This window comes from Nitrosomonas sp. Nm166 (assembly GCF_900112825.1).
In the GTDB taxonomy this organism is placed as follows: Bacteria; Pseudomonadota; Gammaproteobacteria; order Burkholderiales; family Nitrosomonadaceae; genus Nitrosomonas.
The window spans coordinates 61,647-77,511 of sequence record NZ_FONE01000007.1 but is presented as its reverse complement, the minus strand read 5'-3'; the positions used below and the strand labels follow the sequence as shown (position 1 = coordinate 77,511).

The window sequence follows — 15,865 nt, the reverse complement described above, 5'->3', positions numbered from 1 at the left end:
CTCTCAATCCTGTTTATCCGGCTGCACGCCGTTGTAACACATTGGATAATTCTTCCATAAAGCTCTCAAACCGGGTAGCCAGTTGATCGGTACCACTCGCGTAACGGTTATAAGCCACCACAGCAGGAATCGCCGCAAACAACCCCATTGCTGTCGCAATCAAGGCTTCTGCAATTCCCGGTGCAACATGGGCAATGGTTGCCTGTGTAATGCTGGATAAGCTGCGGAAAGAATTCATAATCCCCCATACGGTACCTAACAGGCCGATATAGGGGCTGACTGATCCAACTGTAGCCAGAAACGATAAATGTGATTCTAGATAATCCATTTCCCGTTGATAGGTCGCACGCATGGCTCTTCGGGTACTTTCCATCACCGCGTCAAGATCTGATCCTGATGGATGTTTATTAAATTCACTAAAACCGGCTGCAAAGATACGTTCCATACTGCCTGACGCATAGCGCGAATTTGTTGTGCGATGATAAAGCGCATTCAAATCGGCGCCACGCCAGAAAATATCCTCAAAATCATCGGTCCTCTTTATTTCATTGCGAATAACAAACAATTTACGAAAAATAAACCACCATGATAAGAGTGAAACCATTACCAAAATCAACATCACCAGTTGCACCAGGAGACTAGCGCTACTGATTAGATGAAGAAATGACATATCTTGTGTTACTGTTGTACTCATGCGGGTTTCCCAATTTTCTCACGTAATGGCACAGGAATACTCACGGGTTTAAGTGTTCCTGTACCGACACAAACCACATGGATAGTGGCGCTTACTAATTTGATATAACGGCATAAAATTTCCTGAGATAGTATGATGCGGCTCCTGCCTACCTCTGTAATGGCAACCGTCACGTACAATAAATCATCCAGTACTGCCGGCTTGAAATACTCAATTTCAAGCGAACGTACCATAAACAATATCTGGTGAATTTCAATCAATGAATTGACATCAAATCCTAATTCCCTGAGCCATTCGTAGCGTGCTCGTTCCATGAAATTAAGGTAGGTTGAATGATATACCACCCCGCCCGCATCTGTGTCTTGATAATAAACACGAACCGGAAATGAAAAATTAGTGTTTGACATTTCTTATTGAAGACCTGAATACCTGAACATTTAAGGTATGAATAATACTAATCTGACAGATGTGCTCTCTCATGCTGCGCTAGCTAATGGCCTTGCGATTCCTTTCAAGCAGGAAAAACACCAGTAGACAAATAACGATCACCCCGATCGCACACAATAAACACAATCACTGCATTCTCGACCTGAGCGGATACGCGTAATGCAGCTGCTAATGCACCGCCTGATGAGATACCTGCAAAAATTCCTTCTTCGCTTGCCAACCGTCGTGTCAAGTCTTCAGCTTCATGTTGAGAAACGTATAATAATTCATCGACTCGCTCAGGATCATAGATTTTAGGCAAATAAGCAGGCGTCCATTTACGAATACCGGGAATCTGTGAACCTTCCTCCGGCTGCACGCCAATCACTTTAATGACCGATTGCTGTTCCTTAAAAAATCTTGAGCAACCCATAATTGTTCCCGTAGTTCCCATACAACTGACAAAATGGGTAATCTTTCCATCGGTGTCGCGCCAGATTTCCGGTGCTGTCCCTTCATAATGCGCCAGCGGATTATCCGGATTAGCGAATTGATTCAGAATAACCCCTTGCCCTTCATCCCGCATTTTCTCTGCCACGTCACGCGCTTGCTCCATACCACCAGACTGAGAGGTAAGAATAATTTCCGCGCCGTATGCGCGCATTGATTGCCGCCGCTCTATACTGAGGTTCTCCGGCATCACCAATACCATCCGATAACCCATGATGGCAGCGGCCATGGCCAGCGCGATACCTGTGTTACCGCTGGTTGCTTCAATGAGGGTATCACCCGGCTTAACTTCTCCGCGTTCCTGTGCATGAGAAATCATCGATAATGCAGGCCGATCTTTAACTGAGCCGGCAGGATTATTGCCCTCCAGCTTGGCGAGTATCACATTGGTGGTTATTCCGGGAAGATGCTTGAGTTTTACTAAAGGCGTATTACCAACAAAATTTTCGATCGTTTTATACATGACACCAACTTCCGTAGATTACTTCAGAGTACCACACATACCGTTTGTATTGAACCCCTCTCGCTATCTGAATGAAAAGCCCTCTCTGATTTCCTCAAAAGAGGGCTAATGTGTTACAGCAAAGAACTAATCCTGTTTAACTGGAGCAGCCGGGGTTTGCGCAATTTTCCCGCTTTCTACGGTAATCGCATCGTGCAGCTGTTTGATCGTTCCTGAGCCAATGCCGCTTACCTTAGCCAAATCATCGATGGAAGCAAAGGAGCCGTTTTTCTCACGATATTCAATAATCGCTTTTGCTTTGGCAGGACCGATTCCCTGTAGAGATTCAAGCTCGGTTTGCGAAGCTGTATTAATATCGACAGCTGCAGGCGCATTATTAATAAATAGCAATGACAGAATCACAACCAAAAATAATCCTTTCATAAGACCTCCTTTATCAAAACAAATACCGATAGCACTAAACTACAAAAGTGTTTCAGTTTTTGTGGATTAAAAAATACCCGCGTACATAACTTATGACTTCTATGTACAAAGGTTCAAGTGTTATCGGATACAGCAGAAATTAATTGAGTAAATATATGAATTTTTTCATATACTGGAGAAGATAACAGGGTTATTAGGCGTTACGAAAGCGTGAATGTTTAACCAGCAGAATAGTGATGAGTGGTAATATAAAACCGATGATGCTGACTGTAATCAATAAATGCCCCAACTCGCTATAATCTGCTGGAATGGCCACTTGACCGGAAACAACATCTTTCACCTCGCGTTTGACTTCATACACCTGATTAAGATATTTGGTTCCCAGCTGAGAAGCCGATAAAGCCAGATTCGTGAAAGAAGCCATTACTGCAAAAAAGGTAGCTTTGAGATTTTCTGGTGCAGAGTTTGCAATCCAGGCCAGCATTGGAATCATCGCAATCTGACCCAATGGCGATTCCAGCGCGGTATCAATCAACGCAATAAAACGGGCATCGACAATACCGCCCGTTACTGAAGCAGTCCACTCGTGCAGACCAAAATACATTCCGATGATCGGCAGCGAAAGAAAGGTACCGGCAATGGTGAGAAAACCGATGATATAAGCAATCGATCGCTCAGCCATGAAACGGCGAAAAATAAACATGCCCAGTAATGTCAGCATAGCGCCCACCAAGGACAATACCGCAAGAAATTGCTGATCAAAGCCCAAGACATCAATCATCCACCAGGTAGAGCCTGCGCCGGGCCCGGGAAGCGCACGAAATACGAAGATCAAAATTGCTGTGCCAACCAATACGTGACGGGCTTCAGGTTCAAGCTCCTGAGTTAACCGCCACATCAGAAATATGATAATGACTATGGAAACCGTAAATACAATTTCTTCTCCGCCCGGTATCCGGCTCATACCGACCCCTAGCGATAACACCGTAAAAGCCAATCCGCCTCCCAGAATCCACCAGTTAATTGCCGGTGATTCTGTATGGATGTTAAGCAACGCATCAATTTCTTGCCGGCTGTATCCTTGTGCGGAAAAACGCACGCGTTCACGCCACTGCAGCCAGGATGCAAAGACCACTCCCAAAATAGAAATCAGCGGAATGATCAAAGCCAATTGATAAACCAATAAATACACGGCTTCCTTCTCAGCTTCCGGCAATGACCCTGCGTCACGCAGCAAAAACACATTGGCTATGGAGACAAGCACCCCACCACCAATGATGGCGACACGACCCAAGGTCTGCATCGTAACATGCATTAACTTGCGCTTTTTTAAATCCAGTTTCTCGCCATTCTCATCTACTCGCGGTACCGCTTCAACGGTCATGGCATCCGCAACCACATCTTGTAAAACATAACCGATCGGAGCCAGCAAGGCAGATAACACATACCAGGTTTCAATGGCTGCCATGGCAGCCATGGCTTCGGTGTACCCAAGCAGTCCAATCATGATGAGCAGGCTCAGCATGATGAGACTGGCGCCCAGATATACCAGCAAACCCTTCCAGCGCCATATCAGATCGACTAAATGTCCTAATGGCATTTTTAGCGCCCACGGCAACATCATCCAGAATCCAAGCATGGCTAGAAACTCGGCGGAAAGGCCCAGCTTCTCCTTGACGTAGAAGGTGCCAACAATGCCTGTCAAACCCGAGATACCGGCAGCGACGTAAACCATCAGCGGTGGAAGATAGGAAAGTCGCATTTCACGCCCTAAAGCGAGAATATTCGCGCTAAACCACTGGGCGATTACAGACCAAAATCCGTTGGACGATAGATTATTCATAATTATTTGGTGACATTTCCAATAGAATTGTTGTATTTACCTCAGCATCATCAGGGTTCAAAAATAAATTTTACTTTTGCTTCGGACGTATACCCACTTTTATTTGAATTGATTTTTCCTGCTTGCCGCGCACCACTGTGACAGTCACGGTTTCACCGGGTGGCAGTGCCGCGACCAGATTAAGCATCTCCGATGAGTTCTTAATCGGCTTACCTTCTACCGCAACCAAGATATCGCCGGGCTTGATACCTGCCTTATCGGCCGGACCATCTCTGAGTACACTGGCTACCAAGGTCCCGATCGAGCTCTCCAAACCAAATGATTCTGCCAGCTCCAGTGTAATATCCTGCATACTGACACCCAACCAGCCGCGAATCACGCCGCCGGATTGAATAATTTGTTCCATGATCTGCTTGGCGGCATGAATGGGAATGGCAAAACCAATCCCTAATGAACCGCCGCTACGCGAATAAATCGCCGTGTTAATGCCAATCAGATTACCCGAGGTATCCGTCAACGCACCGCCAGAATTCCCCGGATTAACTGCCGCATCGGTTTGGATGAAATCCTCAAAGATATTGATTCCAACCTGGCTCCTGCTCAATGCACTCACTATTCCCATGGTAACGCTTTGTCCGACACCAAACGGATTACCCACTGCCAGCACAACATCACCCACTTTAACCTGTTGTGACTGACCAAAAGTAATTGCCGGCAAGTCTTTTAAATTGACCTTCAGCACCGCCAAATCAGATTCAGGATCCGAACCGATAATACTGGCTTTGGCTTTCCTGCCGTCAACCAATGCCACTTCCACTTCATCGGCTGCTTCCACCACATGATGATTGGTCAATATATAGCCATTAGGACTGACAATCACACCCGAACCCAAGCTTGATGTACGCCGCGGCCTCGACTCAAATTGTTCGCCAAAGAACTTGCGAAACACCGGGTCATCCAGCAGCGGATGAGAAGGTTCTTTGATTTCTTTACGGGTAAAAATGTTGACCACCGCCGGCATCGCTATCTCAGCGGCCCTGGCATAGCTGTCCGGTCGCTCAGCATCAACCGCAGGTGCAACTTCTCTGACTGCCACGATTTCACCCCGTGGCCTCCAGGGTAACAATTCCGGCCGCAGCGTGGAGACCACAAAAAAAATAGCCAGCAATACAGTTACAGTTTGTGCAAAAATTAACCAGAATCTGTACATGAAAACGTTTTACTCCAAAATTAAAGGCAAAAAGGGAAAATCAATGCATCGAGATGAACTTGAGAACCATCTAAATCAATTATTGGACATATCCCGCTTTCAGGATTATTGCCCAAATGGCTTGCAAGTGGAAGGGCGTCACAATATTCATACCATCGTAAGTGGTGTCACTGCTTCACTCGATCTCCTGAAAGCAGCGATCACGGCCAAAGCTGATGCCATTCTGGTTCATCATGGCTATTTCTGGCGCGGGGAAGATTTACGCATCACTGGTATGAAAAGCCGCCGCATTGCGCTATTAATGACCAATCAAATCAATTTATTTGCCTATCATCTGCCACTGGATGCACACCCACAGTTCGGCAATAATGCACTATTAGGGAAAAAATTGGGATTGATCGAAACAGGTCGCTTTGGCGATCAGAATATTGCAGTCCACGGGGAACTGATTCAAGTGTCAACCTTGGGCGCCTTAGGCGAAAAAATATCACGCACATTATTACGCAAACCGATGATGGTCGGTAATCCAGACAAAACCATCCGCAGGATTGCATGGTGCACGGGTGCCGCCCAGAGCTATTTCGAAGCCGCGATCCGGCAAGGTGTTGACGCATTTATCACCGGCGAAATTTCAGAACAATCCGTGCATGCTGTGCGCGAATCCGGGGTTGCCTTTATCGCCGCGGGACACCATGCAACCGAGCGTTATGGCGTGCAAGCACTCGGCGATCATATCGCACAAAATTTTGATATCCAGCATCAGTTTATCGATATCGAGAATCCCGTGTAACGCATGGATTGGTAAATTCATGTCAAAATAATTAAAGGCAAGCAAAAATTTCCGGATTAGTCTCTGTTTTCATCATCTTTCTTTTTCTTACCTGAAAACATGGTCCACCAGATAATAAAAAGAAATAAGCCTAACGCCACTGCTGCCTCGACTGCAAGTAACCACATAATTTAAGATTGTCAAAGTTTATAATTAAGTTATCACTTTAACCAATATTTGATGAAAAACCAATTAAGTTTTATTTTAGTAATCTCGCTGCTGTTGCTGACCGCTTGTTCTACCAGAACAATCAGCCCCACTCCGCCATCCAGTCAACCCGCTGAACCCGTTACGCCATCGTCTCCTGAAAAGCCGGTCAAAAAATCCGTCCATAAACGTGTTCAATGGTCTGCACTGACTGACTGGGCAAATGACGACTTGCATCCTGCATGGCAGACTTTTCTGAAAAGCTGCACGGCTTTAAGTAAGCAGTCGCTGTGGAAAGAAACCTGTGAAACGGCTGCATCGCTGCAGAAACCCAATAATGCAACACTAAGAAATTTTTTTGAAACCGCTTTCATCCCTTATCAGGTGATTAATATGGATAACACTGAGGAAGGATTGATTACCGGTTACTATGAACCTTTGCTCAAGGGAAGCCGTAAGCCCTCAAAACGTTATCGCCACCCGATTTATGCCGCTCCTGATGAACTGCTGACCATTGATTTAGGCGCAGCCTATCCAGAACTCAAAGACCTGCGCTTACGCGGCCGTCTAGAAGGACGCAAGATTGTGCCCTATTACACCCGGGCAGAAATCATGAATAACCCGAACATACTGAATGGTTACGAGTTTCTATGGGTGGAAGACGAAGTTGAATTATTCTTTTTGCACGTGCAAGGATCCGGCCGAATCATTTTCGAGAATGGGGAAATTATGAAAATCGGCTATGCCGATCAAAATGGCCACCCTTATCATTCGATCGGTAAGCTCTTGGTACAGCGCGGCGAATTAGCTCTGGAAAATGCCTCCATGCAGGGAATCAAGCAGTGGGGACAGAAAAACCCCCATAAACTACCCGAGCTGTTGGGACAAAATACCCGTTATGTATTTTTCCGTGAACTGCCATCCGATTTATCCGGCCCACTCGGCGCCATGGGCGTACCGTTAACGGCCGGCAGAAGTATCGCCATTGATCCCATGTCTATACCGCAAGGAGCGCCGGTATTTCTGTCAACCACCTGGCCTAATACCCATAAACCGCTCAACCGGCTCATGGTAGCGCAAGATGTGGGCAGCGCCATCAAAGGTGGAATCCGCGCGGATTTCTTCTGGGGATTTGGTCAGGAAGCTGGCAGCCAGGCAGGTAAAATGAAACAATCGGGCAAAATGTGGGTATTGATGCCGCGCAACTATGCACCTGATGAATTGGCGCAGCAATAAAAAAGCTTGCTGACGAATTCAGCAAGCTTTGAAAATTCTTTACAGGGAGCCTTGGAATCACCGCCTTTGTCATTCCGAACGCAGTGAGGAATCTTCTGGAATCAACGCCACAGATTTCTCGCAGCGCTCGAAATGACAGTTTCTTTAAACAAAATCCGTCGCCACATTCACACCCACTAACAGCACTGCCGCATCATTGAAGTAAGTGTGGAAATCACCATGAATACCACCATCTCCCCAGCCATGGCTTAGCCCAACGATGCGATCACCTGCATCACCATCGACTTTCAAAGTATTGCTGGTATCCGACAGGTTGAGCACATCCGCTGCGGTTAACGTCAAGGTATTGTCACCGGTGCCAAACAGACGAATGGTCTCGATACCGCTGATTTTGCCGCCCATATCGGTCAGATTAAGATTCAGGCCGCTGCCGCCCAAGGCCAGCGTATCGTTGCCGGTGCCGCCATCCACAGACTCGAAGCCAAGGTCGGATATCCGGATATAGTCGTCACCTGCTTCACCCAGAAACACATCCGCCCCGCCATGGCCGATCAGCCGATCGTTGCCATTACCTGCTTCAAAAATCTCCGCTTCTGGCGTGCCCCTGAGAACATCATCCCCAGGCGTACCCGCAATGATATTGCCGCCACCACCAAAATCGCGGCTACCAAAAATAACGTAGCTGGAACCAGAATGCTCTCCATTCGAATTGACACCTGGATCACCGACGACTAGATCGTCTAAGCCATCACCATTAACATCTCCAGCACCGCTAACCGAAAAGCGGAAAAAGTTTGATTCATCCACTTCTCCGTATAAGCGCAAAACATTTTTGTCTTCCAAACTAGTCAGGTCAATTTGAGCATCAAAACCGGAAGCTTTACCGAAAATCACATAACTGGTTCCAGAAAACTTACTTAATGAGCTAGATGCAGAGCTGTCAACAATCAGATCATCGAAACCATCGCCGTTGATATCAACGGCGCTACTGCTGGCAGCATAACTCGAGCGGCCCAAATTGACATTTCCATCCAGGCGAAAACCATTCCTGCCATCAAGTTCTGATAAATTAATGCGAGCATCAAAACCGGAAGCTTTACCGAAGATGACATAATTAGAATCTATAAGTTGACCATCTTGATTAACCCGATTCGCTCCAATCACTACATCATCAAACCCATCACCATTCATATCACCAGCACTGCTGACCGAATAGGCACGCGTGTCAGCCGAGTTTTCCCCATCCACACGAAAACCGTTATGGCCATCCAGATCAGACAAGTCCAGTCGTGCATCGAATCCTGATGCCTTGCCGAAGACGACATAATTGGAACCCGTAAAATTAGGGTCGAAATTAAAGTTTGCTGAACCGATGATCAAATCATCAAAACCATCGCCATTGACATCGCCAGCACTACTGGCCAGAAAAGCCGAGCCATTAGGCAAACTGTATCCATCCAGGCGAAAACCATTGCTGCCATCCAGACTGGATAGCGGCAAAGTGGCATCGAAACCGGAAGCCTTACCAAAAATGACAAAATTCGAACCAGCACCACGGACTATCACATCGTCAAATCCATCGCCATTGAGATCGCCTGCGCTGCTGACTGAAGTACCTAGAAAATCAAACTCATTTTCCCCATCCAAACGAAAACCGTTGTTACCATCCAGACTGGATAACTCGAGTTGCGCATCGAAACCGGAAGCTTTGCCGAAAACGACATAACTGGAACCTGAAGCAATGCCATTTGGTTCATCAGCCAACGCCGCCCCGACAATCACATCATCAAAGCCATCACCATTGACATCGCCGGCTTCACTCACTGAGAATCTTGCTGAATCCTTTGTTGTCGCTCTATCCAGCCGGAAACCATTGCTGCCATCCAGACTGGACAGGTCAACCTGTGCATCGAATCCGGTTGCTTTACCAAAAACGACATAACTGGAACTCAATTTGAATTCATTATTAGGGAATACGGATGAATAAAAATCTGTCCCGATAATCACATCATCAAAGCCATCGCCATTGACATCCCCGGCGCTGCTGACTGATGCGCCCGATCCATCAAACTCATTTTCTCCATCCAGACGAAAACCATTGCTACCATTGAGACTGGATAAGTCAAAAACAGGTTTGGCCTTCACTGCAAAATCAATCGGAACATCATTTTCTATCTGTAATTTCGTACCGTTGTGAATATAAGTGTGATAAAGCGTATCGCTGCCGAAATCATACCAGCCGGCATCAAGCACGGTGACATGAGCGCTGGAATCGCCCTGGACTTTGATAGTATTGCTGCTCTCAGATAAATCACGAAGCTTATCTGCGGTTAATACAAGTTTATTATTCCTCTTCTCTCCCAAGTCAAGGGTTTCAATGTCTTTTATGTTGCTCGATTGAGTCAAATCGAGATTCAGCCCATTACCTTGAAGCTGCAGAGTATCATGACCTGTTCCACCCTCGAGTAACGCAAAATTGAGATCGGGTACACCGATGATGTCGTTCCCCGCTCCCGCAACAAATTGATCGGCTCCGCCACCCCCTAACAGGTTATCGTCGCCGTCCCCAGCATCGAAATGCTCTGCGATTAATGTGCCTTGCAAGTGATCGTCCATCGAAGTGCCAAAAATTCCTGGCAAGCCTCCACTAACCACATTATGACCACCAAAGATGACGTAGCTGGAACCAGCATTACTTTCGCCATTCGGGCTGGCACGCCAAGCGCCGACCAGCAGATCATCAAACCCATCACTATTGACGTCCCCAGCGCCGCTGACTGATGCGCCTGAATAATCAGCATTATTTTCTCCATCCAGCTGAAAACCGCTTTTACTATCCAGATTGGATAAATCGATATGTGCGTCGAATCCCGAAGCTTTCCCAAAAACGACATAGCTGAACCCTTCATTTCTGCCACTCGAGCCAGCATTAGGAGCACCAATAATCAAATCACCAAAACCATCGCCGTTGACGTCCCCTGCGTTGCTGACTGAAGAGCCCGCTTTGTCACCTGCCTCCTCCCCATCCAAGCGGAAACCACTGTTGCTGTCAAGATTGGATAGATCAAGGGTAGCATCAAAACCGGAAGCCTTGCCAAACACCACAAAACTGGCCCCGGCTTGAAAGTCGTTTGCGCTATCATCAGGATCACCGATGATCACATCATCGAATCCATCGCCATTCACATCTCCGGCACTGCTCACTGACTCGCCCAAACTATTATTTAACCCAACCCCATTCCTCAGGCGAAAACCATTGCTGCCATCCAGGCTGGATACATTTATCGTAGCATCAAAGCCGGAAGCCTGGCCAAAAACGACATAACTCGCGCCGCTAAGGTAATAGTCGTTACTATAATAATCGCCACCTTGAATAGCAAAGGGAGCACCCACAATCACATCGTCAAAACCGTCGCCATTGACGTCTCCGGCACTGCTCACTACACGGCCGAAATGACCTCCTTCTCCATCCAGGCGAAAACCGTTATTGCCATCGAGGCTGGACAAATCCATCGTAGCAGCAAAGCCGGAGGGCTGACCAAAAATCACATAGCTCACATCATCAGCAGTGCCGACAATCACATCATCAAAACCATCGCCATTGACATCTCCTGCGTTGCTGACAGAACGAACAAAAGGTTCACTATTGCTTTTCGCAACCAGAGAGAAACCATTTTTGCCATTCAGGCTGGATACATCCATTGCTGCATCAAAACCGGAAGCGCGCCCAAATACCACGTAACTGGAATCAGATGTAACAGATGTATCATTATCGGAAGCACCGATGACAATCACATCATCAAAGCCATCACCGTTGACATCCCCCGCATTACTAACTGATGATCTGCCCAAATTACCACCCGCAGACACACCATCCAGGCGAAAGCCGTTGCTGCCATTGAGGCTGGATAAATTCATCGCTGCATCAAAACCGGAAGCCTGTCCAAACACCACGTAGTCGGACCCACTATCGTCACCGATAATCACATCAGCAAAACCGTCACCGTTAACATCCCCAGCATTACTGACTGATGTGCCCGAAGCATCGCCATGCAACACGCCATCAAGACGAAAGCCGTTACTACCATCAAGATTGGATAAATTAAAAACTGGAGTACTCATGATTAACTCTCCTCTGAAATCATCTTTGAATTTCTACTGTATTCACAGTGAAGTGCAGCTTTGTGCTACACAAAATCTGTCGTCACATTCACACCCACCAACAGCACTGCCGCATCATTGAAATAAGTATGGAAGTCACCATGAACACCGCCATCGCCCCAGCCATGGCTTAATCCAACAATACGATCGCCCTCATTGCCGTTGACTTTCAAGGTATTAGTAGTATCCGACAGGTTGAGTACATCCGCTGCGGTTAATGTCAAGGTATTGTCACCGGTGCCAAACAGATTAATGGTTTCGATGCCGCTGATCTTACCGCCCATGTCAGTCAGATTAAGATTCAAGCCGCTGCCACCCAGGGCCAGCGTATCATTGCCAATGCCGCCATCCACAGACTCGAAGTCAAGGTCGGATATTCGAATATAGTCATTACCTGCTTCACCCAGAAACACATCCGCCCCGCCGCGGCCGATCATTCGATCATTGCCATCCCCCGCCTCGAAGCGTTCCGCTGCCGGAGTGCCAATGAGATTATCATTTCCCGGAGTGCCTCGAATTACACCATCATCAGTAAAACTGCTTCTGCCAAACAGCACGTAACTGGATCCGGAATCCGAATATTCACCTTGCGAATCAGCATAGCGTGCGCCCACAATCAAATCATCAAAGCCATCGCCATTGACATCCCCAGCAGTGCTGACCGAAGACCCTGCTCCATCATTTTGCGCCGCCCCATCCAGGCGAAAGCCGTTGCTGCCGTCCAGACTGGATAAATCCAGCGCAGCATCAAAACCGGAAGCCTTGCCATACACCACATAGCTGACACCAGAATAGTCAGAAGAGAATCCATCTCCGAGGCTGCCGATAATCAAATCGCCAAAGCCGTCGCCATTGAAATCTCCGGCATTACTGACCGATCTGCCTGAATAATCATACTCCGCCGCGCCATCCAAGCGGAAACCATTGCTGCCGTCCAGACTGGATAAATCCAGCGCAGCATCAAAACCGGAAGCCTTGCCAAACACCACGTAGCTGGAGCCGGCATCGATATTGTCGTTCGGGTCAGCACCGCGAGCACCGATAATCATATCGTCAAACCCATCGCCGTTGACGTCCCCGGCATTACTGACCGAATAGCCTGAATAATTACTCGCCTCTTCACCACCAAGGCGAAAACCGTTGCTGCCGTCGAGACTGGATAAATCCAGCGCAGCATCAAAACCGGAAGCCTTGCCAAACAGCACGTAACTGGAGCCGGAGCGAACGCCATACGGATCAGCATAGGGTGCGCCCACAATCACATCATCAAAACCATCGCCGTTGACATCTCCCGCGCTGCTGACCGAGGAACCAGATTGATCATATGCTGCCACACCATTCAGACGAAAACCGTTGCTGCCATCAAGGCTGGACAGATCCAAGGTGGCGTCAAAACCCGAAGCCTTTCCAAATACCACGTAACTGGTACCAGAACTTCTACCGTTCGGTTCAGCATTGGGAGCACCGACAATCACGTCGTCAAAACCATCGCCATTGACATCTCCGGCACTGCTGACCGATCTGGCCGAAAAATCACCTGCCGCACCATCCAGGCGAAAACCATTGCCGCCATCGAGGCTGGATAGATTCAACGTGCCGTCAAAACCAGCAGACTTGCCAAACACCACGTAACTGGAATTAGCTCCACGAGCACCAATAATCACATCAGCAAACCCATCGCCATTGACGTCCCCGGCACTGCTGATTGAATAACCCAAAGCATCCTCTGCCGTCACCCCATTCAGAGTGAAACCGTTGCTGCCATCGAGGCTGGATAAGTCCAGCGTGGCGTCAAAGCCGGAAGCCTTGCCAAACACCACGTAACTGGAATTAGCTCCAGGGGCACCGACAATCACGTCGTCAAAACCATCGCCATTGACATCTCCGGCATTACTGACCGAAGTACCCGAATAATCATTCGCCGCCACGCCATCCAGACGAAATCCGTTGCTGCCATTCAAGCTGAATAGGCTAATGACCCCTGGAGGCGGTGAATCGGCACTCACAGCCACATCAACCCGCACTATCGTGCCGCGATTGGTATAAATATGATAACCCCCCTCGATACCTTCATCCGCCCAGCCGGGGCCAATTCCAACCACGCGGTCTCCTGCATCGCCATCGACCGTAAAAATATGAGTGTTCGACAAACTGAGCAAGTCGGGCAAAGTAAAAGTCAATGTATTGTCACCGCTGCCCGTCAGATCAATGGCTTCGATATCGTTGATCGGGTCGTGAAAACTGGCTAGATTCAGATCGATGCCGCCACCGGTCAATTCCAGGGTATCCGTGCCGGTACCGCCATTCAGTGTTTGAAAGTCAAGATCGGGCACCCGGATAACATCATCACCGTCTTCCCCATCAAATATATCTGCCCCGCCACCGCCGATCAGCGTGTCGTTGCCATCGCCCCCCTCGAAGCGTTCATCTGCCGAGGTGCCCGTGAGAATATCATCCTCTAGCGTACCCACATAAGTCACTGTACCGTCAAAGTGACTACTGCCAAACAGCACGTAACTGGATCCGGAACCATAACCGTTCGGATCGGCATCAGGCGCACCCACAATCAAATCATCAAAACCGTCGCCGTTAACATCCCCTCCACCGCTAACCGAAAAACCTGATCGGTCATACGCTGTCCCGCCATCCAGACGCAAGCCGCTATTGCTGTCGAGTTTAAGCAAATCCAGCGTGGCACTAAAACCCGCAACCTTGCCAAATATCACGTAACTGGAATCGACGTCAGGCGCACCCACAATCACATCATCAAAACCATCACCATTGACATCCCCAGCAGTGCTGACCCTACCCGCGCCATCCAAACAAAAGCCGTTGCTGCCATCGAGGCTGGATAGGTTTAACGTGGCGTCAAAACCGGTAGACTTGCCAAACACCACGTAACTGGAATTAGCTCCAGTGGCACCGACAATCACATCATCAAAACCATCGCCATTGACATCCCCGGCACTACTGACCGAAAATCCCGAATAATCACGCTCATCCACGCCATCCAAACGGAAGCCATTGCTGCCATCCAGGCTGGATAAATCCATTGCAGCATCAAAACCGCCAGCCTTGCCAAACACCACATAACTGGAGCCGGAACGATCACCGTTCGGATCAGCACCAAAAGCACCGACAATCACATCATCAAAACCATCGCCATTGACATCCCCGGCACTACTAACCGAAGCACCAGAAGAATCACCTCCCGCCACGCCATCCAGACGGAAGCCATTGCTGCCATCAAGGCTAGACAGCTCCAGCGTAGCATCAAATCCTGAAGCCTTGCCAAGCACCACGTAACTGGAGCTAGAGCTGTAAGTACCGCCACCGTATGGATTACTACTACTATAACCAGGTGCACCGACAATCACATCATCGAAACCGTCGCCGTTGACATCTCCCACGTCACTGACCGAGAAACCAGACCGATCAAACGCTGTTACCCCATCCAGGCGGAAACCATTGCTACCGTCGAGACTGGACAGATTCAGCGTGGCACTAAAACCGCCAGCCTTACCAAACACCACGTAACTAAAGCTGGATTCAGGTGCACCGACAATCACATCATCAAAACCGTCGCCGTTGACATCTCCCATGTCACTGACCGAGAAACCAGACTGATCAAACGCTGTTACCCCATCCAGGCGGAAACCATTGCTACCGTCGAGACTGGACAGATTCAGCGTGGCACTAAAACCGGAAGCTTTACCAAATACTACGTAGCTGGATCCGGAACGATCGCCGTTCGGATCAGCAAAGAGAGCACCGACAATCACATCATCGAAACCATCGCCGTTAACGTCCCCGGCATTGCTGACCGATCTGCCCGAAAAATCACGCTCATCCGCACCATCCAAACGAAAGCCGTTGCTGCCATCAAGGCTGGATAAATCGATTGTTGTTGCTATTACCATGAT

General features: G+C 48.3%; 10 protein-coding genes. 2 read left to right on the top strand and 8 right to left on the bottom strand.

Annotation, left to right across the window (positions count from 1 at the left end; translation table 11 throughout):
* Nucleotides 1-13: 13 nt before the first annotated feature.
* The 6 genes from tolQ to BM021_RS03590 form a co-directional block, all read right to left on the bottom strand.
* Complete coding sequence (gene tolQ / locus BM021_RS03615) at nucleotides 14-694, bottom strand: protein TolQ (RefSeq protein ID WP_090718972.1); 681 nt, start codon at nucleotides 692-694, stop codon at nucleotides 14-16.
* Entirely contained in the window at nucleotides 691-1,101 is a 411-nt protein-coding gene (gene ybgC, locus BM021_RS03610) for a tol-pal system-associated acyl-CoA thioesterase (protein ID WP_090718970.1), read from the bottom strand. Before ybgC ends, tolQ begins: the two co-directional genes overlap by 4 nt.
* 104 nt (nucleotides 1,102-1,205) lie before the next feature.
* The gene (gene cysM / locus BM021_RS03605; RefSeq protein WP_090718968.1) at nucleotides 1,206-2,093 is read right to left on the bottom strand and encodes a cysteine synthase CysM; all 888 of its coding nucleotides are present in this window, start codon (nucleotides 2,091-2,093) and stop codon (nucleotides 1,206-1,208) included.
* A 126-nt stretch (nucleotides 2,094-2,219) separates the two neighbouring features.
* Nucleotides 2,220-2,516, bottom strand: coding sequence for a ComEA family DNA-binding protein (locus BM021_RS03600; protein ID WP_090718966.1), 297 nt, complete (start codon nucleotides 2,514-2,516; stop codon nucleotides 2,220-2,222).
* A gap of 193 nt (nucleotides 2,517-2,709) precedes the next feature.
* Nucleotides 2,710-4,359 carry an MFS transporter gene (locus tag BM021_RS03595; RefSeq protein WP_177186289.1) on the bottom strand — a complete coding sequence of 550 codons (1,650 nt, stop codon included), beginning with the start codon at nucleotides 4,357-4,359 and terminating at the stop codon, nucleotides 2,710-2,712.
* A gap of 70 nt (nucleotides 4,360-4,429) precedes the next feature.
* Complete coding sequence (locus BM021_RS03590; protein ID WP_090718962.1) at nucleotides 4,430-5,569, bottom strand: Do family serine endopeptidase; 1,140 nt, start codon at nucleotides 5,567-5,569, stop codon at nucleotides 4,430-4,432.
* A 43-nt stretch (nucleotides 5,570-5,612) separates the two neighbouring features.
* Here BM021_RS03590 and BM021_RS03585 point away from each other — a divergent pair, with 43 nt between their 5' ends.
* Entirely contained in the window at nucleotides 5,613-6,359 is a 747-nt protein-coding gene (locus BM021_RS03585) for a Nif3-like dinuclear metal center hexameric protein (protein ID WP_090719003.1), read from the top strand.
* Nucleotides 6,360-6,578: 219 nt separating this feature from the next.
* Nucleotides 6,579-7,781 (top strand): murein transglycosylase A, encoded by a 1,203-nt coding sequence (locus BM021_RS03580; RefSeq protein ID WP_090718959.1) that lies wholly within the window; start codon nucleotides 6,579-6,581, stop codon nucleotides 7,779-7,781.
* Between the two features lie 144 nt (nucleotides 7,782-7,925).
* Here BM021_RS03580 and BM021_RS03575 read toward each other — a convergent pair whose 3' ends face one another.
* Entirely contained in the window at nucleotides 7,926-11,903 is a 3,978-nt protein-coding gene (locus BM021_RS03575; RefSeq protein WP_090718957.1) for a beta strand repeat-containing protein, read from the bottom strand.
* Nucleotides 11,904-11,968: 65 nt separating this feature from the next.
* The gene (locus BM021_RS03570; protein ID WP_090718955.1) at nucleotides 11,969-15,862 is read right to left on the bottom strand and encodes a beta strand repeat-containing protein; all 3,894 of its coding nucleotides are present in this window, start codon (nucleotides 15,860-15,862) and stop codon (nucleotides 11,969-11,971) included.
* Between the last annotated feature and the right edge of the window lie 3 nt (nucleotides 15,863-15,865).

Excerpts from the sequence above, each read along its gene's own strand:
- tolQ (WP_090718972.1), bottom strand. The coding sequence starts at position 694 with ATGAGTACAACAGTAACACAAGATATGTCATTTCTTCATCTAATCAGT.
- ybgC (WP_090718970.1), bottom strand. The coding sequence starts at position 1,101 with ATGTCAAACACTAATTTTTCATTTCCGGTTCGTGTTTATTATCAAGAC.
- cysM (WP_090718968.1), bottom strand. The coding sequence starts at position 2,093 with ATGTATAAAACGATCGAAAATTTTGTTGGTAATACGCCTTTAGTAAAA.
- BM021_RS03600 (WP_090718966.1), bottom strand. The coding sequence starts at position 2,516 with ATGAAAGGATTATTTTTGGTTGTGATTCTGTCATTGCTATTTATTAAT.
- BM021_RS03595 (WP_177186289.1), bottom strand. The coding sequence starts at position 4,359 with ATGAATAATCTATCGTCCAACGGATTTTGGTCTGTAATCGCCCAGTGG.
- BM021_RS03590 (WP_090718962.1), bottom strand. The coding sequence starts at position 5,569 with ATGTACAGATTCTGGTTAATTTTTGCACAAACTGTAACTGTATTGCTG.
- BM021_RS03585 (WP_090719003.1), top strand. The coding sequence starts at position 5,613 with ATGCATCGAGATGAACTTGAGAACCATCTAAATCAATTATTGGACATA.
- BM021_RS03580 (WP_090718959.1), top strand. The coding sequence starts at position 6,579 with ATGAAAAACCAATTAAGTTTTATTTTAGTAATCTCGCTGCTGTTGCTG.
- BM021_RS03575 (WP_090718957.1), bottom strand. The coding sequence starts at position 11,903 with ATGAGTACTCCAGTTTTTAATTTATCCAATCTTGATGGTAGTAACGGC.
- BM021_RS03570 (WP_090718955.1), bottom strand. The coding sequence starts at position 15,862 with ATGGTAATAGCAACAACAATCGATTTATCCAGCCTTGATGGCAGCAAC.